The 23945-nt window shown below is 36.5% G+C and carries 22 protein-coding genes; 4 read left to right on the top strand and 18 right to left on the bottom strand.

Going from position 1 to position 23945, the window contains the following annotated elements; translation table 11 throughout:
- Positions 1-20 precede the first annotated feature (20 nt).
- From BD809_RS00460 to BD809_RS00455, 3 genes are all read right to left on the bottom strand, one after another.
- A complete protein-coding gene (locus tag BD809_RS00460; RefSeq protein WP_317130836.1) occupies positions 21-605 on the bottom strand; it encodes a zinc metalloprotease in 585 nt (194 codons plus the stop codon).
- A gap of 38 nt (positions 606-643) precedes the next feature.
- Entirely contained in the window at positions 644-901 is a 258-nt protein-coding gene (locus BD809_RS15980; protein WP_211356678.1) for a hypothetical protein, read from the bottom strand.
- Positions 902-1033: 132 nt separating this feature from the next.
- Positions 1034-2248 (bottom strand): aminotransferase class V-fold PLP-dependent enzyme, encoded by a 1215-nt coding sequence (locus tag BD809_RS00455; RefSeq protein ID WP_148780985.1) that lies wholly within the window; start codon positions 2246-2248, stop codon positions 1034-1036.
- A gap of 77 nt (positions 2249-2325) precedes the next feature.
- On the opposite strand from BD809_RS00455, the gene BD809_RS00450 reads away from it, so the two are divergent.
- Positions 2326-3663, top strand: coding sequence for a serine hydrolase domain-containing protein (locus BD809_RS00450; protein ID WP_148780984.1), 1338 nt, complete (start codon positions 2326-2328; stop codon positions 3661-3663).
- Positions 3664-3750: 87 nt separating this feature from the next.
- Here the strand turns inward: BD809_RS00450 and BD809_RS00445 are convergent, their stop codons facing one another.
- From BD809_RS00445 to BD809_RS00405, 9 genes are all read right to left on the bottom strand, one after another.
- Positions 3751-4761 (bottom strand): zinc metalloprotease, encoded by a 1011-nt coding sequence (locus tag BD809_RS00445; RefSeq protein WP_148780983.1) that lies wholly within the window; start codon positions 4759-4761, stop codon positions 3751-3753.
- Positions 4762-5156: 395 nt separating this feature from the next.
- Complete coding sequence (gene sufD, locus BD809_RS00440; RefSeq protein ID WP_148780982.1) at positions 5157-6470, bottom strand: Fe-S cluster assembly protein SufD; 1314 nt, start codon at positions 6468-6470, stop codon at positions 5157-5159.
- A 68-nt stretch (positions 6471-6538) separates the two neighbouring features.
- Entirely contained in the window at positions 6539-7291 is a 753-nt protein-coding gene (gene sufC / locus BD809_RS00435; protein ID WP_148780981.1) for a Fe-S cluster assembly ATPase SufC, read from the bottom strand.
- 71 nt (positions 7292-7362) lie between these two features.
- Complete coding sequence (locus tag BD809_RS00430; protein ID WP_148780980.1) at positions 7363-7734, bottom strand: hypothetical protein; 372 nt, start codon at positions 7732-7734, stop codon at positions 7363-7365.
- The gene (locus BD809_RS00425; protein ID WP_246131384.1) at positions 7735-8619 is read right to left on the bottom strand and encodes an N-acyl homoserine lactonase family protein; all 885 of its coding nucleotides are present in this window, start codon (positions 8617-8619) and stop codon (positions 7735-7737) included.
- A gap of 14 nt (positions 8620-8633) precedes the next feature.
- Positions 8634-10079: a Fe-S cluster assembly protein SufB gene (sufB, locus tag BD809_RS00420; protein WP_148780979.1), complete on the bottom strand. Its 1446-nt coding sequence runs from the start codon at positions 10077-10079 to the stop codon at positions 8634-8636.
- A gap of 38 nt (positions 10080-10117) precedes the next feature.
- On the bottom strand, positions 10118-10447 hold the full coding sequence (locus BD809_RS00415; RefSeq protein WP_148780978.1) for a HesB/IscA family protein: 330 nt from the start codon (positions 10445-10447) through the stop codon (positions 10118-10120).
- Positions 10448-10694: 247 nt separating this feature from the next.
- A complete protein-coding gene (locus BD809_RS00410) occupies positions 10695-12029 on the bottom strand; it encodes a hypothetical protein (RefSeq protein WP_148780977.1) in 1335 nt (444 codons plus the stop codon).
- Between the two features lie 5 nt (positions 12030-12034).
- Positions 12035-13279 carry a choice-of-anchor B family protein gene (locus tag BD809_RS00405; protein ID WP_148780976.1) on the bottom strand — a complete coding sequence of 415 codons (1245 nt, stop codon included), beginning with the start codon at positions 13277-13279 and terminating at the stop codon, positions 12035-12037.
- Between the two features lie 151 nt (positions 13280-13430).
- On the opposite strand from BD809_RS00405, the gene thiL reads away from it, so the two are divergent.
- Entirely contained in the window at positions 13431-14477 is a 1047-nt protein-coding gene (gene thiL, locus BD809_RS00400) for a thiamine-phosphate kinase (protein ID WP_148780975.1), read from the top strand.
- A 5-nt stretch (positions 14478-14482) separates the two neighbouring features.
- Here the strand turns inward: thiL and BD809_RS00395 are convergent, their stop codons facing one another.
- Together BD809_RS00395 and BD809_RS00390 are read right to left on the bottom strand one after the other, a co-directional pair.
- The gene (locus BD809_RS00395) at positions 14483-14752 is read right to left on the bottom strand and encodes a hypothetical protein (RefSeq protein ID WP_148780974.1); all 270 of its coding nucleotides are present in this window, start codon (positions 14750-14752) and stop codon (positions 14483-14485) included.
- A gap of 211 nt (positions 14753-14963) precedes the next feature.
- Positions 14964-15743: an alpha/beta fold hydrolase gene (locus BD809_RS00390; RefSeq protein WP_148780973.1), complete on the bottom strand. Its 780-nt coding sequence runs from the start codon at positions 15741-15743 to the stop codon at positions 14964-14966.
- 47 nt (positions 15744-15790) lie between these two features.
- Here BD809_RS00390 and brnQ point away from each other — a divergent pair, with 47 nt between their 5' ends.
- Entirely contained in the window at positions 15791-17074 is a 1284-nt protein-coding gene (gene brnQ, locus BD809_RS00385; RefSeq protein WP_148780972.1) for a branched-chain amino acid transport system II carrier protein, read from the top strand.
- 11 nt (positions 17075-17085) lie between these two features.
- Positions 17086-18426, top strand: coding sequence for a cytochrome-c peroxidase (locus tag BD809_RS00380; RefSeq protein ID WP_148780971.1), 1341 nt, complete (start codon positions 17086-17088; stop codon positions 18424-18426).
- Here BD809_RS00380 and BD809_RS00375 read toward each other — a convergent pair.
- From BD809_RS00375 to BD809_RS00360, 4 genes are all read right to left on the bottom strand, one after another.
- Positions 18423-18809 carry a VOC family protein gene (locus BD809_RS00375; RefSeq protein WP_148780970.1) on the bottom strand — a complete coding sequence of 129 codons (387 nt, stop codon included), beginning with the start codon at positions 18807-18809 and terminating at the stop codon, positions 18423-18425. The genes BD809_RS00380 and BD809_RS00375 overlap by 4 nt on opposite strands.
- 131 nt (positions 18810-18940) lie before the next feature.
- Positions 18941-19471: a GNAT family N-acetyltransferase gene (locus BD809_RS00370; RefSeq protein ID WP_148780969.1), complete on the bottom strand. Its 531-nt coding sequence runs from the start codon at positions 19469-19471 to the stop codon at positions 18941-18943.
- A gap of 72 nt (positions 19472-19543) precedes the next feature.
- On the bottom strand, positions 19544-20941 hold the full coding sequence (locus BD809_RS00365; protein WP_148780968.1) for a DUF5689 domain-containing protein: 1398 nt from the start codon (positions 20939-20941) through the stop codon (positions 19544-19546).
- 27 nt (positions 20942-20968) lie between these two features.
- Positions 20969-23857, bottom strand: a complete 2889-nt coding sequence (locus tag BD809_RS00360; RefSeq protein WP_148780967.1) for a carboxypeptidase-like regulatory domain-containing protein — start codon at positions 23855-23857, stop codon at positions 20969-20971.
- Between the last annotated feature and the right edge of the window lie 88 nt (positions 23858-23945).

Genomic DNA, 23945 nt, shown 5'->3' with positions numbered 1-23945 from the left:
TAATTATCTTAGAATTAATTTTATTGAGCAAATGCTGAACGATAACCGCCTGAAGCAAATAAAGCTCTCATTCTATTTTTCTGGCCTGTGGTAAACATATACATACAGCTATCATCTACATAATCCATGTAATTCATTGTCATATCATTTGAATTACAATGTTGCGTTGGATAACTTGGGCAACCATAGTTTGGAGTGCTGGATACAGGTGTATCAGAAACATAATCATCTACACTACATCCACCGTCACCCCAAATGTGACGCAAGTTCAACCAATGTCCTACTTCGTGCGTTGCTGTTCTACCTTTGTCAAATGGAGCACTTACATACCCTTGAGTTCCGAAATACTGCGGAGAAATCACTACTCCATCTGTAGAAGCACTACCTCCAGGAAATTGTGCATATCCCAAAATTCCTCCTCCAATATTACAGATCCAAATGTTTAGGTTTCTGCTTGTATCAATCGCATCCACGCCTCCACGTGATGAACGTTTCATTCGATCCCTTGTTCCCCACGAACGTCTGTTACTTTGCTTACGAGTCACTTGCTTTAAGGTAAACTGAACATCTACATCTGCCGTAAGATTTGAAAACTCATTAGGCACCAAGGAGACATCACTATTTGTTTTGCTAAAATCTCTGTTTAGTACGTCGATTTGAGATTGAATCTGAGCATTACTAATATTTTGCTGGTTTGTTCGATATCAGACATACGTTTTGCCATCATCGGATCTTCTTGCAGTTGCTTCTCAAGCATTTCGCTCGCATAGCATTTTCGTTTTGAAGCCAAAACTTCTTCGACATTTGCAAAATTTGATTCATCAAAAGATTGTTCTTCTTTTTCACACGAGGTGGTCAACATAAAACCAAGTGCTAAGGCGCACAATGTTAATTTTTTCATAGTGTTAAATATTTGAGTTTGTGTTATAATTACTTCCGAAATAGGATAAATTATTTAACTAAACATCAATATATTAACGCAAAATGAATTCTGAATCGCAATTTATTATATAACCTTTTTGGGGTTACGGAACTAACGTAACATGGTGGCCGCTTTTTTAACTGAATTTACCAAAATGTCAATTTCTTCTTTGGTGTTATAGAACGAAAAAGAAGCACGTACTGTTCCGGGGATTTTATAAAAATCCATTATAGGTTGGGCACAATGGTGCCCAGTGCGTACTGCAACCCCTAATTTATCAACAATAGAACCAATGTCGTAAGGGTGTATCCCTTCTATATTAAAGGAAATAACAGAAGTTTTGTTTACAGAAGTACCATAAATCTTAAGCCCGTCAATTTGTAAGAGTTGTTGCGTACCATAGTCAAGCAGTTCTTTCTCATAGGAAGCTATAGCATCAAACCCAATAGTATTCATATAGTCTAAAGCAGTCCCAAAAGCTATAACTCCACAAATATTGGGGGTTCCTGCTTCAAATTTATGTGGCAGACCTGCATAGGTAGTTTTTTCGAATGTTACCTGATCAATCATCTCTCCACCTCCTTGATATGGTGGTAGTTTGTTAAGCCATGCTTCTTTCCCATATAATAAACCTACTCCGGTAGGTCCACAAAGCTTGTGAGCAGAAGCAACATAGAAGTCAGCATCCAAAGCTTGCACATCCGGCTTTATATGAGGACAAGATTGGGCTCCGTCAATTAAAACAGCAGCTCCTACCTCATGTGCCTTATTAATGATATATTCGATAGGATTTATTGTTCCCAACGCGTTTGAAATATGATTTACAAAAACAAGCTTTGTTTTTTCAGAAAGTAACTGATCATAGCGCTCCATGAGTAGTTCTCCCTCTTGATTCATCGGGATTACTTTTAAAACAGCACCGGTTCGCTCGCAGAGCATCTGCCAAGGTACAATATTAGAATGATGTTCTAAGGCAGAAACAATTATCTCATCACCTTCAGAAAGCAATGTAGTAAATCCGGTAGCAACTATATTAATACTGTGCGTGGTACCCGAAGTTAAAATGATCTCGTGAGCGTGTTTAGCATTAAAATGCCTCTGAATTTTTTTTCTGGCTTTCTCGTAAGCGTCAGTGGCTTCTTGAGATAAACTATGTACTCCTCTATGTATATTTGCGTTGTAGTTACTATAATAATCAACAATTGCATCGATTACAACCTGAGGTGTTTGAGAAGTGGCAGCATTATCAAAATATACTAAAGGTTTCCCGTTTACCTGACGTTTAAGTATTGGAAAATCTTCTCTTATTTTCTGTACATTTAGCATAGCAATTTTCTTTTTGCAAAAATACTAAGTATTTCTTAGTACGGTTGTGTAAATACTAAATGATTTAAACCTCGCTTATGAAACGACGACAAATTATATTTCTTTCCATAATTATAGTGCTTATCGGACTGATTATTCTTGGGTTTATCAATTACCAAAAGCTCACTATCCTTTCAGGATATTCAGCAAAAAACACCTGTTCATCGGTGTTCCTGGCTAATAGATCGCTTGAATTTACCGATGCACACGATAATAATTTTGCTCCTGTCAATCTAGCCCATGATCAAATAGATCCCTCGCAAGAAAGTGCCGAGGCTTCTGTATTTGGTTTGATGAAAAGAACCGCCTTGTATCGCGAAGGTTTAGGCAGTGTTTTAGTGGATGACAATTATGCAAAGACTCCTTTTAATCTCAGGCCCAATAGAGCAAAGATCAGTAAGGCTCTCCCTTACCCTTATGGGGATTTACCACAAAAGGATACGGTATTTAGAAATGTCAATTACAAGAAAATAGCAAGGCTGGTTAATCATATTATTAAACAAGATTCATTAACAACTACCCGTGCTTTATTAGTCCTGTACAAGGATCAAATCATAGCAGAACATTACGCCGAGGGATACCATACAACATCCAAATTTCTCGGCTGGTCGATGACAAAAAGTATTCTGGCCACCCTAATCGGGATACGCCAGTTTGAAGGGAATCTCGACATTATGGATACCGCTCCTGTAGAGCAATGGAAGCAAGATGATCGAAAAAATATTACTATTCATAACCTATTGCAAATGAACAGTGGATTAGCATGGGATGAGGATTACGGTAGTATTTCTGATGTTACCCGCATGTTGTTTAAAGCTCGGGATATGACCACCATCCAGGCAAATAAAAAACTCTTACACGCTCCAGGTTCTCATTGGAATTACTCCTCTGGGACTACGAATCTGTTGTCAGGTATCTTACGAAAGCAATTCAGAACTACTCAAGAGTACTTGGACTATCCTTATAAAGTACTTATTGACAGAATAGGTATGCACAGTATGGTGCTCGAAGCAGATATGAAAGGTAACTATGTTGGATCATCATATGCCTGGGCTACTGTTAGAGATTGGGCCAAATTTGGTCTTCTCTATCTGCATGAAGGTAACTGGAACGGAGAACAAGTCTTTGATGCTCCCTGGAAAGACTATGTAACAACTCCAGCCAACGACTCTAATGGAGTGTACGGTGGTCATTTTTGGTTGCACGACCCTGAGATATTACCTGACGTACCATTGGATATATATTCTGCCAATGGATATCAAGGTCAACGTGTATTTATAATCCCTTCAAAAGAGCTTGTTATTGCCCGTTTTGGCTTAAGTGAAGATTTTGATTTTAATAATTTTATAGCAGATATAGTAAGTGCTATGAATTAGTGTCTAAAAAAAGTTATAATAGAATAAGAAAAGATACCCGGTAAAGGTATCTCTTCTAAATATGTTTGATAAGTATTAAACCAAGCACTAAAGAGCTAATGATGCTCTAGCACCTCCTGACTCTAAAACAGCACGCATACGTAATTTTTGACCGTTAGTAAACATGTACATACAGGCATCATTTGTATAATCCATATAATTCATTGTCATATCATTTGATTTACAATGGGTAGTAGGATATGATGGGCAACCATAATTAGACCGGTCAGAAGCTGGCGTATCATTTACGAAGTCATCTTGTCTACATCTTCCATCACCCCAAATATGTCTAAGGTTTAAATAATGTCCTACTTCATGAGTAGCAGTTCTTCCAAGATCAAAAGGAGCAGAAACATATCCTTCCGTTCCAAAATAAGGTGCTGCTATTACGACTCCATCTGTAGTAGCACTTCCTCCTGGGAATTGAGCATATCCTAAAATTCCACCACCTATATTACAAATCCATATATTAAGATAATTTGCAGGGTCAATAGGATCAACTCCACCTTGACTTGATTTTTTCATATCATCTCGCGTTCCCCATTCAGCTCTGGTAGAAAATTTTCTGGTGATCCCAGTTAAAGAAAATTGAATTTGAGTATCTGCAGCATTTCCTGAAAATTCAGATGGAACTAAGCTTGCATCCCCATTTGTCAATCTAAAATCTTTGTTTAAAACCGCGATTTGAGAGTTTATTTGTGCATCGCTAATATTTTCCTGACTGTTATTGTAAATTACGTGAACATATACAGGGATTGTTACCACAGGAAAATCAGATGAAGGCTCATCACCTCCGCCACTATTAGGAGGTCTTTTAGTTTGGATAAAACTTTTTGTTTTCGCTTCTATAGTTTCCATAGTTAAAGCGAGCTTTGGATTTTGTGCTAACTGAGAAGCTAGATTTTCAGCTGCAAAACATTTTCTGGTTTTCCCAAGCTGCTCTCCGTTATCAAGAACTATTTCTTGATCAGCTCCTTCTTGAGTACTTACTACTTCTTCTTTTGAACAAGAAATTAAAATTGTCGCAAGTGCCGCAACACTTAAAATAAATTTTTTCATATTATAAACTATTGAGTTTGTATTAGACGCGCAAAGTAGTTAAAAAGATCAATAAAATCAATCCAGTACTTCTCACAACTGAATATATCGTTATAAAATGAAGAAAAAATTGAAGTTTTGACATTTTAAAAGAGTGATTTTTGAGTATTAAAAAATGTTTAGTCTTGTGAGTATAACCATTTTGATGAATAATTTAACTATTTGTTTTTTAATGAGTTACATGTTCTATTTGTTCAGTACTAAAAAAAAACGTAACACTTAATCAATACGTTCTCAAAGGCAAATATTAAAACGAGATTTACTACTGTTAAAAAAAGAAAAACCTTCACAAATGTTTGTGAAGGTTTATAATTATGTTTTATTACTTGTAAGTCCTAGCGAATTAGCCATAAGATTTACAAGTCAAATCCAAGGTTTACGTTTAGTTTATTAGCAATCAACTTATTAATTCTTTGCTTCAATTGAGGAATTTTGACGGTGTCCAAAACATTATTGGCAAAGGCATACATTAAGAGTGCTCTGGCCTCCTTGTCACCGATTCCTCTGGTACGCATGTAAAACAAAGCGTTTTCGTCTAATTGACCTATAGTACATCCATGAGAACACTTTACATCATCTGCAAAGATTTCTAATTGTGGTTTTGAATTAATGCTCGCTTTATCATCTAATAAAATATTATTATTAGATTGAAACGCATTCGTTTTTTGGGCTTCTTTATTTACGATAATCTTTCCATTAAACACACCTACCGCCTTTTCGTCAAAAATCCCTTTGTAGTCCTGATGACTCTCACAATTAGGCTGCGTATGGTGCACTAAGGTATTATGATCAACATGTTGTTTACCTTCAATAATGGTAACCCCATTTAGCACCGAGTTGATCCCTTCTCCCAATTGGTAGAAGTTAAGATTATTACGAATAAGTTTACCCCCAAATACAAAAGTATGAACAGAAACCAAACTTTGTGTTAACTGTTGAATAAAAGTATTATCAATTAGCGAGGCGTTCAGATTATCATTTTGAATTTTATAATAATCAACAATCGCACGTTTATCAGCAAAAATTTCTGTTACCGTATTTGTTAAGACCGGATTATCTGTTAAGCTTTGATGACGTTCAATAATTTGAACATGAGAATTTTCATCAACTACAATAAGATTACGAGGCTGCAACATCTGTGAAGATTCGTTACCTGTAGAAAAATGAATTACCTGTATAGGTTTATCAGCTAATGTATTTTTTCGGATGTGAATGTAGGCTCCCTCTCTTGAAAAAGCTGTATTGAGCGAAGACAGACCGTCTTTTGGAGCAACTTTATTAAAATAATTGTCTATAACCGCTTTATACTTTTCATTAGTAAGGGCTGACGACATCAAACACACATCAATCTTGTCATGTGTAGTCTCAGAAAGATGAGAAGAGTATTGCCCGTCTATAAAAACAATTTTGTAGCTATCCAGATCGTGAATAAAGTATTTTTTTACATCCTTAAATTCGATAGCATCTTCTTTTTTAGGAAAAATGCTGTAGTCATGCTTTAGTATAGCATTAAGTGATGTGTATTTCCACGCTTCATCCTTTTTTGAAGGAAAACCTTTTTCCTCAAATATTTTGATCGCTTCACTGCGAATATCATGTACCGAAGAATCCATATCTACGGTTTCTTCAAATGCCATAAAGGAGGAAACTAATTTATCTTTCAAATCCATGTTCATTTCATTTTTAATAAGCTATTCGGATTAATAAGAATCCTTGTTTACCAAAGTAAAACAGCCTATTATGCGTTAATTTCTTCTTTTATCCAGTCGTACCCTTTTTCCTCAAGCTCCAGTGCCAATTCCTTAGTTCCGGATTTAACAATCTTACCATCATACAATACGTGAACAAAGTCAGGAACAATATATTCTAATAAGCGCTGGTAGTGTGTTATCACTACGATTGCATTGTTTTCATTTTTCAGTTTGTTGACTCCATTGGCAACAATTCTCAAAGCATCAATATCTAACCCTGAATCCGTTTCATCAAGTATGGCAAGTTTTGGCTCTAACATAGCCAGTTGAAAAATTTCATTACGTTTTTTTTCACCTCCTGAAAATCCTTCGTTTAATGATCTGGATAAAAACTTTCTATCTATCTCCAATAACTCTGACTTTTCACGGATTTTCTTTAACATATCCTTAGCCGGCATCTCTTCAAGACCTTGTGCTTTTCTGGTTTCATTAATCGCCGTTTTCATGAAGTTTGTTACCGAAACTCCAGGGATTTCAACCGGATATTGAAATGACAAGAAAATACCTTTGTGGGCACGCTCCTCTGCAGCAAGTTCCTCAATGTTTTCACCCTCAAGACTTATAGATCCATCAGTTACCTCATATTCTTCTTTACCCGCAATAATATTTGCTAAGGTACTTTTTCCTGCACCATTAGGTCCCATTATAGCGTGTACTTCTCCCGCATTCACCTTAAGATTAAGGCCTTTCAAAATTTCTTTATCCTCTACATTTGCGTGTAAATTCTTTATATCTAACATGCTTTTTATCAATTTTATCTTAACCAGATTATCTATTAACTTGTTTTGTGCAATACAGTCTTGAAACGTTGTTACAACGTGTCCTTAGACTGTACTTTTGTTGGTAAAAGGGACGTTGGTTGTTTCACCTCCACTATTTCCTTAATTTCTAAAATCTCCTCCCAGCCTTCTTCCGGGTTTGGTTTTATAATTCCTTTGACTACTACCGGCACCATATCGTATGCTTCTCTTTGTAAGGGTGCCACTTTTTCAGCTAATTCATGCATTGTTGCGTTGAGCTCGACCCCGTAAATAAAATCATTCCCTTTAATTACCGCCGCATCTGCCACGTAAATAAACTCTCCTTCTATTTGCACCGTATTTTGCGATGAATCTTTTCCATTCTTGTTAGCACAAGAAAAAGAAATAAAACTTACTATAAAGAGCAATAATAGATGTTTCATTTAATTTATGAATTTTGGTGATTTTGGCATTCTATTAAAATGCTTCGCATCGTGTTGAATATATACTTTTGCTCTCTTATCAGACACAAATTGCTCAAACTGCTCAATGCTCTGCTCTGTCTGAGGGATATCATGATTGAACTGAGGTATAATTTTGTTTTCTCTATTCTCTTCAAAATGATATACATCCCCACTCAGCAATATGGGTCCGCTATTTACTAAATCAAGAAATAATGCTTGGTGTCCAGGGGTGTGACCAGGATATGATTTTATAATCACTGTTCCATCATCAAAAACGTCAAAATCTCCTTTGAGTTGTTTTACGTTTTTCAACGCTTTAAAGTCATTTGTGTTATAAAAACCCTGAGATTTAATTTCTTCTCCCGTCGCAAATGCATATTCTGTATCTTGAATCAACCAAGTCGAATCTTTAAAGTAATTACCACCACCCGTATGATCAAAATGTATATGGGAAAATGCAATAAAGTCAAAATCAGAAGGAGTCAGTCCTATTTGGTCCAGTTGTACTGATAATGAATCTTTTCTGGATAAAACTAACGCGCCCTCATTGACAGATTTAGGCTCCTTACCAACAAGTTCTTCAGAAAGCCCTGTGTCCCATATTAAATTTCCCTTAGGATGTTTAATCACATAAAAAGCATCAGCCAGTACGATGGTATCCCCTTTGTAGGTGTCGCCCTGTGCAAAGAGATTTTTATTATTTACCTGAATCTCGCCTCCATTAAGGGTATATAGTTTCACTTCAGATTTCTGAATTGAATCTTCAACTAAAGCCGTATCTGATTTTGGTTCAGGTTTCTCAAAATTCTTACAAGAAATTAAACTAAGTACAGATAACGCAATCAATCCGAAATGTTTCATCATCAAAATTTAAAAATTTATCCTACTGATCCTTCCAAAGAGATTTCTAATAGTTTCTGAGCTTCCACAGCAAATTCCATAGGCAATTTGTTCAAAACCTCTTTACTGAAACCGTTAACAATAAGGGCAATAGCTTTTTCGGTATCAATTCCTCTTTGATTGCAATAAAAAATTTGATCTTCACCTATCTTACTGGTAGTTGCTTCGTGTTCTATTTGTGCAGTTTTATTCTTAGCTTCTATATACGGAAAAGTATGAGCGCCACATTCGTTACCCATCAACAAAGAATCACATTGAGAGAAATTACGCGCATTGGATGCTCTGCTATTAATCTGCACTAAACCGCGGTAGCTATTTTGAGATTTACCGGCAGAAATCCCCTTAGATATTATAGTACTTTTGGTATTCTTACCTAAGTGAACCATTTTGGTTCCTGTATCTGCTTGCTGATAATTATTGGTAACTGCTATCGAATAAAACTCACCTACAGAGTTATCTCCTTTTAAAATACAAGAAGGATACTTCCAAGTCACAGCAGATCCAGTTTCTACTTGCGTCCATGATATTTTTGCTCGCGTTTCACAAAGTCCTCGTTTGGTCACAAAATTATACACCCCGCCTTTACCTTCAGCATTACCCGGATACCAGTTTTGTACGGTAGAGTATTTAATTTCTGCATCATCCAGAGCTATTAATTCAACAACAGCGGCGTGTAATTGATTCTCATCACGCGATGGTGCGGTACAACCCTCAAGATAACTTACATAACTACCTTTATCGGCCACCACTAATGTTCTTTCAAATTGTCCTGTTCCTGCCTGGTTGATTCTAAAATATGTAGATAGTTCCATCGGGCAGCGTACCCCTTTTGGAATATAACAAAATGATCCATCACTAAAAACAGCAGAATTTAATGCTGCGTAGAAGTTATCTTTTTGAGGAACTACAGATCCAATATACTTTTTAACCAATTCGGGATGTTTCTGAATTGCCTCTGATATCGAACAAAAAATAATGCCTTTTTCAGCTAAGGTTTCTTTAAACGTTGTTGCTACAGAAACCGAATCCATTACAATATCAACCGCTACTCCTGCTAATTTCTTCTGCTCGTCTAATGATATCCCAAGTTTTTTGAAGGTGTCCAACAATTCCGGATCAACCTCATCAAGGCTCTCATATTTAGGTTTTTTATTAGGCGCAGAGTAATATGAAATTGCCTGAAAATCAGGTTTTTCATAACGGACATTTGCCCATTCAGGCTCCTTCATCTCTTTCCAAACGCGAAACGCTTCTAAACGCCAATCTGTCATCCATTGCGGCTCTTCTTTTTTCAAAGATATTGCGCGAACAATATCTTCATTGAGACCCACAGGAAATGTTTCGGATTCTATATCGGTATAAAACCCGTATTCATATTCTTTGGTTTCTAATTCTTTTTTTAAATCGTCTTCAGTATATGCCATCCTCAATATTCTAAACCTTTAGAATTTCTCTTTTAATTTTACAATGAAAAACTTTCTCCACACCCACAAGTTCTGCTGGCGTTTGGATTGTTGAAAACAAATCCAGTTCCGTTAAGACCTCCAGAATACTCAAGGGTAGTGCCTATCAGGTATAGAAAACTTTTCTTATCAACTATAATTTTTATTCCATTATCTTCAAAAACCTTATCCCCTTCTTCTTGTGCCTTATCAAACTTTAAGTCATAAGATAATCCTGAACAACCTCCACTCTTTACACCTACTCTGACATAGTCGGTGGAAGCGTTATAACCATCCTCACTCATTAGCGCTGCAACTTTCGTTTTAGCTGTATCAGATACTTTTATCATATGTTTATAATAGATTACTTCTTAATCAAATGCAAATATACTATTTATGTATGTTTTATGCACACAACCTTACATATATCTATGAGATGGTGGCATTGGTAAAAGTTATGGTGCAACTTTTATCATTTTGACGTTTATTAAGGCTAACTATCAGATCGTCATTTTATTATATAGTCACTATCACTTACATAAATTTTTAGATCAAGGTTCACCAATTTAAAAAATATAAAAACTGAGAGATTAATATTTATTGAAGTAAAATTAGGATACTATCAATTAAACCTTTGGAAGGATTTTGAGAAATATCCATGCTATGCGTTTCTCCCACCACTAATACTTCTCCATTTTCTTTCTTTAAAATATCGTGGCCAAAATCGTATCCGGAACCTCCAATACTTTTCTGCCATAATAAAGATCCATTTAAGTCAATTTGAAATACCCAAATATCATTATTTCCTTTATTGGTGGTCAGGTCGCCTGTAGAACTTTGTGAAGCACCTGTTATAAAAAATTCTTTATTATCTATGGTTGTTATACTATGTGCTGATTCAAAGCCCGGACCCCCAAACGATTTTTTCCAAATTACACCTCCTTGATCGTCAATACGTAGTACCCATGCGTCAGAATTCCCCTTATTATCTGTAATATCTCCATCGGAACTGATCGATTGTCCTACAATGATATAACTGTTATCAGCCGCATATGTTGCATCAAAAGCAATATCAATACCACTACCTCCATATGTTTTTTCCCATACTAATGCTCCTTTATCACTTATTTTTACGACCCACACATCATAACTCCCATTGGTACTGGTAACATCAAAATCATCACTCTCTGTAGCTCCAAAAAGCAAGTATCCGCCATCGGATGATTGCAAAACATCATATGCTCTGTCGTTATTACTTCCTCCAAAGTATGCTCGCCAAGCTAAAGAACCATCTTCATTTAATTTTTGACCCCAAAACTCCCCCACACCATGTTTTGCAAGACCACCCTGACCCTGTGAAGCTGTAATGTCTAAAAAGCCTGCGCTAAAATAACCGCCATCCTGTGTTTGTATGATTGAATAACTATGGTCATGCCCTGAAAAACCATAACTTCTCTCCCATTCAATAGCTCCTGTTGCATTTAATTTAACAAACCAATTGTCATGAAATCCTTCATTGAGACTGGCGTCCCCATCACTGCTCTGACTGTATCCCGTTACCAAAAAACCTCCATCTCTAGTTGCAATGAGATCCTGACCCTGATCATCCCCGCTACCTCCTATCGTTTTATTCCAAAGGAGATCTCCTTTGGCGTTTAGACGAATAATCCAATAATCATTCGAAGCATCTGTCTTATCTGAAATATCACCATTGCTACTCTTTGTATATCCAAGAATAGCAGAGCCGCCGTCTTCCGTTTGAATGATCGCTTTTGCGATGTCTTCATCAGAACCTCCAAAAATTTTTATAACATTAAGTGTTCCCGAAAAGCTCTTGTTAGCTTGTCTTCCGGTATCATCGTTAGCACAACTATTCATAAAGATTACGACACAACACAACACTCCAATAAAATAAAAATTTTTTAACGTCATTATTGCTATTTAGCTTTTACTATAAAAAGTCCAGAATCTGTATCACTTATCACAATATTGTTACTTTCAAAAAACGGATAGACACTCCATGATCCATTCAAATTAGCGGTATTTGCTGAAGGATAGGTATCAAAGAAGCCAATTTCTGTCATAGACTTGTTCGCTATATTCGTGAGATCAATCACCCGCATTCCAGATTCATAATTTGCTTGATAAAACTTATTATTTTTGATATAACCGTTATGGTCAGCTGCTGCTGTAGATCCACTATATTGCATGTGTTCTTTTGGATTATCCAGATCGGTAAAGTCAAAAACAATCGTTCGCGTTTTAAACCCAAATTGAGGTTCATCAAGTTCATCTCCCAATAGAAAATATTTCATGTCTTCTGTAAACCATCCTTGGTGCGTATATCCCACCTGACTATAGGATATAGTTGCTATACTTTTAGGATTATTCTTATCCGTAATATCAACCAGTGCTACCTGATTAGCATTACTACCAATCAGAATTTCCCTTCCAATGTATTGAATATCCGGACCTTTGTAAGTGACAGCCTGAGCATCATGGCTATATGCGCTTCCTGAGTAACCTCCTTCATTAATCGGATTTAATGGGTCCTGAATGTTTATAAAATGTGGCCCTCCATTATATAATAATTGCATATCATCCGGACTACGTGCACCTACAGCATAAGCATAACCACTTTCTGTATTGATAACAATATTATGAGCACTACCAAAATCTGAATACATAGCATCTGCCGTAAAATTCTGATTGCCACTTTCCACATTGCGTAATCTAGTAAGATCAAAGATCTGCATTCCATGTCCTTTGGCTTCACTTACTACAAACGCATAGTTCTTATAAACTTTTATATCACGCCATTTGCTGGGTTCCGTAGCTGTTGGTAGTTTACCTAAATACTTTGGGGTTGATGGTAAGGATATATCTATAAATGCAGTCCCATTATTCAATCCCAACAAAACATATTCTTTACCAGTATCGGGATCAGTCCACCCCCAACTATCATTTCCAGAATAAGCATCAAAAGTTGCCAATGATAATCGGGATACCAAATCAAATCCGTCACACGGGAATTTACCTTCTACCAAGCCGTTTATACAAGCATTACTAGAAGCTTTAATGTCGTTATTTGGTGATCCATCCATCTCGTTGTCATCATTTTTGCAGCTAGAAACTGCTTTAAGTGTCAACATTATAAGTAATATTTGTAAAAAAAATTTCATATTTTCTTTTTTATAAAGATAATAGAATTGTTATTATGCTCTGGTAATGACTATGTTGCTTTTCTTTCTAAGAGTTATAAACTACAAAAAAAACAACTATTATTATAACAAAATTGAGGGCACAATAATTTTCTTAAGTAACTTTGCCCCTATGATCGAAGATAAAAATACACCAAAAACCTCATTGTCTGAGTTGGGCGAATTCGGCTTGATAGAACATTTGACGAAAAATTTCGAAATTAATCAGAAATCTACCGTGCGAGGAATAGGCGATGATGCTGCTGTTCTTGATTTTAGAGATGAAAAATGCATAGTGACCACGGACCTATTAGTTGAAGGAGTGCATTTTGATCTAGCTTATATGCCTTTAAAGCATTTGGGATATAAAGCTGTAATGGTAAATTTATCTGATGTGTATGCGATGAATGCTACAGCATCTCAAATCACTATTTCTATAGCGGTTTCCAACCGTTTTCCTTTGGAGGCGATCGAAGAGTTATATGAAGGTATTTATGCTGCCGCAAAATTATATAATATAGATGTAGTTGGGGGGGATACCACCTCTTCTACCAAAGGATTGCTCATTAGTGTTACCGCTATTGGCCATGCAAATGAACATGTAATTGTCTATCGTGATGGCGCAAAAGAAAATGATCTTTTGGTCGTTTCTGGTGACTTAGGTGCTGCGTATCTTGGGTTGCAGGTTTTGAATCGTGAAAATGAAGTGTTCAAAGTAAATCCTAATGCACAACCTGATCTGGGTCCTTATAGTTATCTGGTGGAACGCCAGTTAAAACCAGAAGCCAGAAAAGATATAAAAGAGTTGTTGGCTGAATTAGAGGTTCTGCCCACGAGCATGATTGATATTAGCGATGGCTTATCTTCTGAAGTTATGCATTTATGTACACAATCCAATGTAGGTGTTAACCTCTATGAAGAAAAGATTCCTATTGATCCAGTAGTCATTTCAACCTGCGAAGAGTTTAATTTAAACAGTACTACAGTGGCGTTGAATGGTGGAGAGGATTATGAATTGCTTTTTACAATAAAACAAGAAGATTTCCCAAAAATTAAGGCAAATCCCAACCTTACTGTAATCGGGCATATGTTAGATAAAAAGAGCGGTATGGCATTGGTCACCCGAGCTAATGAACGTATTCAATTGAAAGCTCAAGGCTGGAATCCAATAAAAGAATAAGTTAATTATGAAGCGACCTGAAATATTTTGTTTTCATTTTTTCTAGCCATTTTTTTAGCGTGAACAAATGCCAGATCCTTGTTGATTTCTTTCAACTTGGGCGTCATCGTTTCTAAATGTCCTTTGCTATTTGTTGTTGCTTGTTCACCACAATTCGAACAGGTATATTCTTTTACATGATCCGTTACTGATTTGGATAAATGATAGTTATGCCCGAAAAGCGAACAGAACATTTTTGCAAACGAGAAAGATGGACTTGGGGTCGTTGAATTCATAGTTTTGGGGGTTAAAAGTTCATAATCAATACAATAATATAATTTTTTTAGTTATTAACAATATGTTTGTAAGAAAAACTTTAGGTTTTTAATAAAATTCACTATGAAATTACCTTAAAACTGTCCTTCATAGTATTAAAGATGTTTTTTATCCGATAATTTTACTTTCTACTATGACCCTTTATAGTTTAACTTACTAATCAATAGTAAACTAGCATACTCTTACAAAATTACTAATTTCTAAAGCACATTCTTTTTGATTTTCTATATGTAACATATGACCGCCATCAAGGGTGATGAGCTTAGTTTTTGTTATGTTACTTTCAGTCCTGCTTTGGTCATATGGTAGTACAGGGTCCTCTTTTCCTGCTATAATACATTTTGGAAGCGTTAGGCGCTTGAGCAATAATGACAAGTCTGGTCTGTCTTTCATTCCCTCAAGGGCTGCCAAAATACCCTGCAGACTCGTATTTGTTGCCTGTCTTTTTATCAAGGATATTTTTTTTTGGTGTTTATCGCGATTCGAAGGAGCAAATAAGTTTGAAATTGCCATACTCGTATACGCATTCGGGTTTTTTTTGACAATTTCGATAGCTCTTGTACGTGTAAATTTACGCTCTTCACTATCTGCATAAGATGTGGAGTTCAATAGAAGAATTCCTAACAGATGATTTCTGTATTTTTGAGTAAAAGCTAAACCTGCATAGCCTCCCATAGAGTGTCCTACTATAACAGCTTGATCCACTGCTAATACATCTAACACACTCTTTACGACATCTGCCATGATCTCCATACTATGCACATAGCCTAAATTTCCGGATTCTCCGTGACCCGGGAGATCTATTGCGATACATTGATATTGAACTGAAAGCTCAGGAATTAATGCATCCCACATAGTCAGGTTTTCTAAAAACCCATGAAGAAAAACAAGGGCCTTTCCCTCTCCCTGTGTCCTGTAATTAATATTGGTTTGTTTGTGTGCTAAAGTCATTATATTGCAAAGGTAATTTCTTACATAGCCATAAAAAAATAGTATAGATGAAATTTACTAAAGAGTCGTTGATAACCGGTTTTGCATTATTCTCCATGTTCTTTGGAGCTGGAAATTTAATTTTACCTCCTAGTCTTGGCTTTAAAGCGGGAGATGCTTGGTTCTTAGTAACCATAGGGTTTATGATTTCTGCTGTGATTTTACCTCTATTGGGAATTTTTGCACATGCCCGGTTACAAGGTACTTTAATGGATTTTGGCAAGAAGGTGTCTCCGGTTTTCAGCTTAATTTACTGTGTGCTTATCTACTTAATTTCGGTAGCGCTTCCTTCTCCACGTACCGCTTCCGTCACCCATGAAATTGCTGTAACACCTTTCTTTGGAAGTAGTCCGATACTGACCAGTACTATCTATTTCGTCTTGGTACTGATCTTTGTGCTAAACAGATCAAAAATTTTAGATGTCTTGGGAAAATTTCTTACACCTATAATATTTATTGTTATACTTTCAATAATCTGTGTGGGGATTTTTATACCACATCCCGCAATGAATGCCTCAACCATCAGCGAACCTCTGGTTCAGGGACTGCTAGAGGGATATCAAACTTTTGATGCAATTGCTGCAGTGGTTGTTGGAGGTGTTTTAATAATTTCACTTGACCTAAAAGGAGCGCAAGAATTTCAAAATAAGCGAATGCTCATTCGAAATGCTGGAGTAATTGCAGGTATCGGACTGTTTATTACCTATGCAGGACTTATTTTTAACGGTGCTTTATTCAACACCACCTTTCCTGAGGATATTAGTAGAACACAATTATTGTCCGGTTTAAGTTATGAAACCTTAGGCAATATAGGCTCTATATTTCTGAGTGTTCTGGTGAGTTTGGCGTGCTTTACAACTGCGGTAGGTATCGTAACAGGAACCTCTGATTTTTTTAAGGGAATTTTCAATAACTCTTCTGCTGTTTATGTAGGAACTGCGGTTATTAGTTGCGCTCTTGGAGTAGTTATGGGACAGTTTGATGTAAGCTATATTATTGATGTCGCGGTTCCGGCACTTTTATTTATCTATCCTATTACTATAGTTCTGATACTTTTAAATATTTTACCTGAACATTGGGGGACTCCTATAATGTTTAGAGCTGTTGTATTGGTCACTATGCTGTTCAGTATTCCTGATTTTTTAGCGTCTATAGGTTTTAAGGAAGAGGTTCAACCTATATTAAAAATTATTCCATTTGGTAACAATACTTTAGGATGGGTTCTCCCTGTTTTTATTACTTTTGTTTCACTTATCCTACTATCTAATGTATGGCGCCCCGCTAAAAATTAAATAGTACTTATATGAAAAGAATTTTTACCCTAATCTCTTTGAGTTTAGTAATGTTATCTTGTGGTGAAGATGACTACTACCCTATTGAATCAAGCCTCGACGCGGATTTGAAAAAGCAACTTATTGAAGTATCTGGAGGAAAAGGTTTAGGCTATTTTATACTGCCTGAAAGTGATGCATTTGATGAAATTCCGCAAGATCCTAAAAACCCAATTACCCCAGCAAAAGTTCAATTAGGTAAATTATTACTACATGAAACCGCCCTTGGACAGGTTCCAAAAATAGATCTAATGAAAGGCACCTACTCTTGTGCCTCTTGTCATCAGGCAGATGCCGGGTTTAGTTCTGGCTTGAGACAAGGCATTGGGGAGTGTGGTGTTGGATTTGGTTTTCGTGGTGAGAGTAGAACAATTAACAAAAGTGTTCCTGTGGATTCTGTGGATATTCAACCATTGCGTTCCCCAACACTACTACATGTAGCTTATCAGGAGGTAATGCTATGGAACGGTCAATTTGGCGGAACAGGAATTAATACCGGTACAGAGACCAACTGGGGTACTATACCAGAGAACTATTTAGGATATCAAGGGGTAGAAGTACAAGCAATTAAGGGTCAGGGAGTGCACCGTCTAATTATTGATGCAGACCTAGCTGAATCACTAGGGTATAAAAACTTATTTGATAGTGCTTTTCCGGAGGTGTCTGTAAATGAGCGATATTCCTCTTTGTATGCAGGTTTAGCCATTGCAGCATATGAGCGAACGCTATTAGCTAATCAATCACCATGGCAACGATGGTTAAAAGGTGAAACAGAGGCGTTGACCATGGAAGAAAAACAAGGCGTTAAAGTGTTTTTTGGTGAGGGTCGTTGCTATGAGTGCCATACAGGTCCGGCACTTAGTGATATGAATTTTTACGCTTTTGGTATGGGAGATTTTGATAACTCTGACGGAGCTGTTGTATTAAATGAAGTGGATATGGACGCTATCAAAAAAGGCAGAGGAGGCTTTACTAAAAAAGCATCAGATGAGTACAAGTTTAAAACACCAACATTATATAATATGATTGATAATGGTTTTTATGGTCATGGGGGTACGTTTACTTCCGTTAAAGAGGTGATTCATTATAAAAATGTTGGTATTCCTCAAAATAAGCAGGTGCCTTTACAAAATATGGCGCCACAGTTTGGTCACCTGTATCTTACCGATACACAAATAGAATCTCTAACACAATTTCTTGAAAATGGTCTTAGAGACCCTAATCTAAAACGCTATGTGCCTGAGGCTCTAAATTCTGGAAACTGTTTCCCAAATAATGATGAGCAATCACAACTGGATTTAAATTGTAGCTAGTTTAGCGTAGCAATCCACCAATTATTGTCAAAAGGATCTTTAAAACCTGCTTCTCTGGTGCCGTTGTCCTCCTCGCTTGGCTGCATTAGTGCCTTTGCTCCTAAATCGATGGCATTCATAAAAGTTAGGTCTGTATCCTCAACATATACATACATAGAGCCTGGGCGCGCCGGGTTATATGCCGTGGCCTCAGTAAGAAAGAGGGTGCTTTCTCCTATTTTAATTTCAGAATGTTGGATTTTGTGGTCGACATCTAGCCGTCGTAGCATTTCCTGAGCATTAAAAATTCTTCTAATAAAATCTATAAAATCCTCAGCCTTATCAACAACCAAATAAGGCATAGCCTGTTGGTGCCCTGCGGTAATCTTCATTCTCTGCATCATGTGTGTGAAAGTATATGCAAGATAAACGTTCGAGGCACCAACTTATTTTTTGTAACATCAAAAAGAAACGTTAAATATAAATCAAGATTATATTTGAAAGGTATGGCTAAAGGTGATCATTCATACTCTTTTTACTGTTTCAAATATTCTGTTTTTAAAATGGACATTATAATCTTATTCAGATACTTGCCGTTTTTAAAAACACTTTCTCTTAAAACACCTTCTTTAATAAAACCACATTTTAGATAGAGTTCTATCGCTCTGATGTTGTCTTCTTGAACAACTAAATATACACGGTGTAAATTTAGGTTATCAAATGCAAAAGCAACAGTTTGCAAGGTTGCCTCCTTTGCAAGCCCTTTACCGGTATATTTTTCATCTCCAATAAAAATAGCGAGTTCGGCAGTACGATGAATTAAATTAATGTCCTTGAGAAATGACATACCAATCAATATATTGCTCTCTTTTTGCTCTATTCCAAATGAGGATAAAGGTATATCTGATGTGAGTATTTTATCGAACCACGCTTGCTCTTTCTCCTCATTAATATAAAAAGGATGCCCCGCATAGAAGTCTCTAAGCGCATCTGCATTACGCCAGTTCCATGAAACAGTACTGTCACTTTTTGTCAAAGCTCGTAATCTAACTCTCCATTGCTCCATCGTTAATAAGTTTTAAGCCTTTTTAAATTTACGAAAATAATTATCCCTCATTTTAAAAAGAGCAGAATAAACTTACTTACCTGTTATTTTTATATTGTCAAGATGGTATCGGGTAGTGACTCCCGGCTCTCCACCTTGGTACTTAAACCCGATACGTATTTTACCCTCAAGACAATTTAATGCAATAGGGCCTGTAGGAGTCATCGATCCAAAACTATTGAGAGGACCACGTGGTATAAAAGCATCTAAACGCACCCAAGTAGCGGTTTTTATAGCATCTGTATAATCGTTTGTAACCCAAACACTGAGAATATTACCATTATCATATACAGCCTGAATATCCAGTGTTAGGTTTTCTTCAGTAGTCATTGTCATATCAATCTCTGGCGTAATTAACCAAACTTCATACACAGATTCTCTCGATTTAAATCCGGTAATCGAAGCATAAGAATCTTGTCCAAATTTACCTATAGCATAGTCTAAAACGCCTCCGGTGACATTTTGATTAATCCAGCCCAACGCTTCCAAGTCCTTAGTTTTAACTCCTGTAAAATTCTGGAAGAAGACTAGTGTGTCATTTGCAGTTTGACCCTCACAGGCTAAGTAAGATCTTTCACAACGCTTTTCGTCAGTAAAATTAACAGATAAAGGCGAGTTGAGTATTATATTGTACGCGTCTCCGTAGTAATTTTTTGTAAGTATTCCTGAAAGGTTTCCGCTCTGTTTCGGCAGTGGAAACCCTTTAAAACTTGCATAGGTACTTGTACTTACTACCGTACTCAGTTCTGATATACAGTTTTCAATCAATCTGTCCCCGGTATATAAATCTGTTGCCGCAGACGCATACGTATTGCGACGCTCATCAAACACTTCTTCTTCGACAAACTGTACGTTCTCTAAAGCAATCAGTTGGTTTATATGGGCTTCTGACAAATCTGATATTTGAATCGTTTTAGGTATTGGCTGCTCAATTTCCAGAGAGCGAATGATATGAATATCTCTTTTGAAAGCAGGTATTGCGATTATACTATTTTGATTTAAAACACCCAAGGTGGGAACTCCATTCTCTATTCCCAGCGTTAGTTCGTCAAGTCGGATTGTCACTTTTTGCCCTAATTCGTAAGAAACATATAACGGATTGACATCAATCATAAGTCGAATGCCTGAGATAGGATTCTTAAAATTATCCTGAATCACCAACTGCTTAAAGAAGTTACCATGTCGATCATCAGAAACCACAAAACCCTCAAGTAAGCTATGTGTTTCTTCAAAATAAATTTTGGCATGCTCTCCATCTTTATTTTGCGCCTGCTTCAAGGCTTCCAAAATAGATTGTATACTTATTATGTCACCCTCTATTTGGGGTTGGTTTATAACTATTTCGGGTGTTTCAAAATCATCGTTGGAAATACAGGAGGTAAACAACAAAATTATCAAAATGTAAATTGACTTGTTGACAAATAAGGTCATAGCAAATAGGTTTAAGAAGTATAATTATTAAAATCTACAGTAAAAATTAAGATAATATGAAGTGCTTGCTCCATAAAAGTAGCGAGATCCATAGATCGGAGTCTCTCGTTGTGATTCTTCTAACGCCAATCTATAATTAGCTCTGCGAGAAGATTCGAATCCCCCGGTTTTGTATAATTGATTCAGCACATTACTAATACTTGCAAAAAAACCGAATGTATAGCCTTTAATTCTCCAGGATTTACCCCCTACTGCATTCACCAGAATATAGTCGTCGAACCGTTCTTGCTGTAATAATTTTTGTGCAGTTTGTTGATCATACTCATTAAAAGGTAATCCATCACTATCCTTATAAAAATTATCGGTTCTGGCAAAAGAACTAATTCCTATATACGCCCCAGAGAAATAATTTACGCTCGTACCAAGCCACCAAAAATCTGGATCCCTATAATCAAAGCCAAGCTGCGCAACTGTTTGGGGTCCGCCCGATAATCGATAGTTCTTGAGATACACCTTTCCCATGTTTTTAATACCGCCATCTTTTACAAAAGCGCTACTGGTACTCGCTAACCAAAGATTAGGTGTGTTATCATAAGTATGTTGACCAAGTGCTGCAACAGTCCTTAATCGTAAGGTGGGTGTAATTTGATAGCTGACACCTACTTCTCCCCCAAAATATTGTTTATCAATACCGAACAAGAGTTCCTGTACCAATCCTGAGTCCTCTGCCTCAATAGCTTCAGTATAATAGTATGAGATATCAGTTGCTTTAAGAATCGTCGTATAATACCCAGATAAACGAATTTTTAATTTTTGGTTTTGCAGAATGTAACCGGCATCAATAGAAAGTATTTCTTCGGACTGATTTCCTTCTTTGGTAATATCTGATATGGATAAATTATTTTGTCTGGCATTTACAAAGCTATTTTCAAGGGTAGGTGCCTTAGTAAAATAGCCCATATTTGTTTCTAGGAACATGTTTTTCTGCAACTTAGCGGTCAGTCCTGTTTTGAAACCATAGTTTGTAAAAGAAATTCTATCAGAAGATCCAATCGATCTCTTTCCTGGAAAATATCCATTTTCATACAATCCGACTCGTTGATAAGAAGTAGCACTCAAAGCTGCGGCAATAGATACATTCATACGTTTATAATCCGCTTCCCCTTGGAAGAACCCTTTAGTTTCGCTAGCTAAAATTTTATAATTATATTTATAGGTATCCCCTTGGGTTACAACTCTGTTTGGATTTTTGAGATCGTTCTGCGCTCTTTTTACAACTTCTTTATTCGTTTGATTCTCACCAAATCTGGCAAAATTGTCGATATCGAGAAAGCCGGTTCCACCTAACATATTTCCTACCTCAGCATAATTTTGACTTACAAGATTACGGTACTGTACACCCCCACTAATTGAAACAGCCCTACTGAGTTCACTATTCATTAAACTACTTACAATTAATTGATTATCCTCTGTTTTATCCTGTAACAATACGTAGGTTGCGTTTTTGTTTTGATTTTTATTACGTTGGTTTGTGGTGAATAATTCATTCCACTCTATTTGTCCGCTGTTCAAAAATGCGTGTTCCGCGAGATATGCTTTCTGAAAATCCGTTACCTTATTTTGAGATTTTTGAAGATAAAAGCTTGGCAGATGTTCCGGGTGCATAGGATTTATTGTCTTACTCCTACCTCCTCCGCTATAGCCAACAGTTCCTTCTATATCTGTTAACAAATCCGTGCCCCCATTATCTAATCGTGTTGTATATCGATTTCCGGTTTGAAACCCTACTGATGTGTTCAAACTCGTTTTTTCTCCTACTTGCCAATAATAATTGAGCATAAAAACCGGTTCTTCTACAACTTGAACTTTGGCATTTATTTTTTCCCCATTAAGATATCCCCAATTAGGATTGTACTCTTTACCTTTCAATCTGAAAACCTCTTCTGTGATTGCTGTAGACTTGCCACGTTTGATTGGCGTATAAAAGCCTGTAAGATTGAGCGCATGTCTGTCATTAATTTGTTTTTCCACCGAAACAAAAAATGAGTTGGCATTATAGGCGGTTCCTTCAATTATTCCTTCATCTCCAAACCTTCTTGATATTGCTAAAGAGTACGCCCATCCTTTTTTAGTTAAACCCGAATGATAACTTCCCATTACACGTCCTGTATATGATCTATTTGCCAACGCATATGAAACTCTACCACCTCCTTTATATTGAGAAGCTCTCATGGTAATATGCGTTGACCCGCCAAGATCCCCAAAGGCGACTTCACTTGATTTCAAATTGCGATAGTAGGTTTGATTACGTAAAACATCGTTAAGTCCTCCCCAAGAACTCCAAAGCGGACGTCCATTAATCAATTTGTTCATCTCAAGACCATTTATCAATACTTTGCCATACTCATTACCCAATCCTCTCGGTCTAAAAAAAGTACTGCTAAAATCGTATGCTGCTGCTGAAAGAAAAACGTCTTTGGTGGCTTGCAACACACCGGAATGGTATATATTTACGTCTTCAGTACTAATTAACTGCTCATTGGATAAGGAAATAATTCCGATATTTTTATTGTCCGCAATGTGATCATATTGAAGGCTAATTCGGTCTAAGTCTAAGACTTCACCTTCTACAATATAAATTGGAAAAATCTTTTTGCTGTAGCCTGCACAAGAAAAGATTAAAATTTGATCACCAAATACATCATCAGGAATTCTAATGATAAAAGCTCCCTTATTATCAGATTTTGTAAAGATTGTGGTATTGTTGAGCGCAATCTGAACGTTTTTTAAAGGTGTACTTGTTTCTTGATCTACAACTGTTCCCTTTATTGAGCTTCGTTGTGAGTTGATCGTGTAAGTAAAACAGAAAATAAACAAATACGATGACCACCGGTTTGGTGATAAAAGATGTCTCATTTGAATGGATTAGGTTATTAAGAGTAAGTAATTGGAATGAATTAAACTATCACATATCAATTACTTATGACAAACATACTATATTTTT

The sequence above is a fragment of the Aquimarina intermedia genome (assembly GCF_008124785.1).
In the GTDB taxonomy this organism is placed as follows: Bacteria; Bacteroidota; Bacteroidia; order Flavobacteriales; family Flavobacteriaceae; genus Aquimarina; species Aquimarina intermedia.
This window is presented reverse-complemented; position numbering and strand designations above follow the sequence as displayed.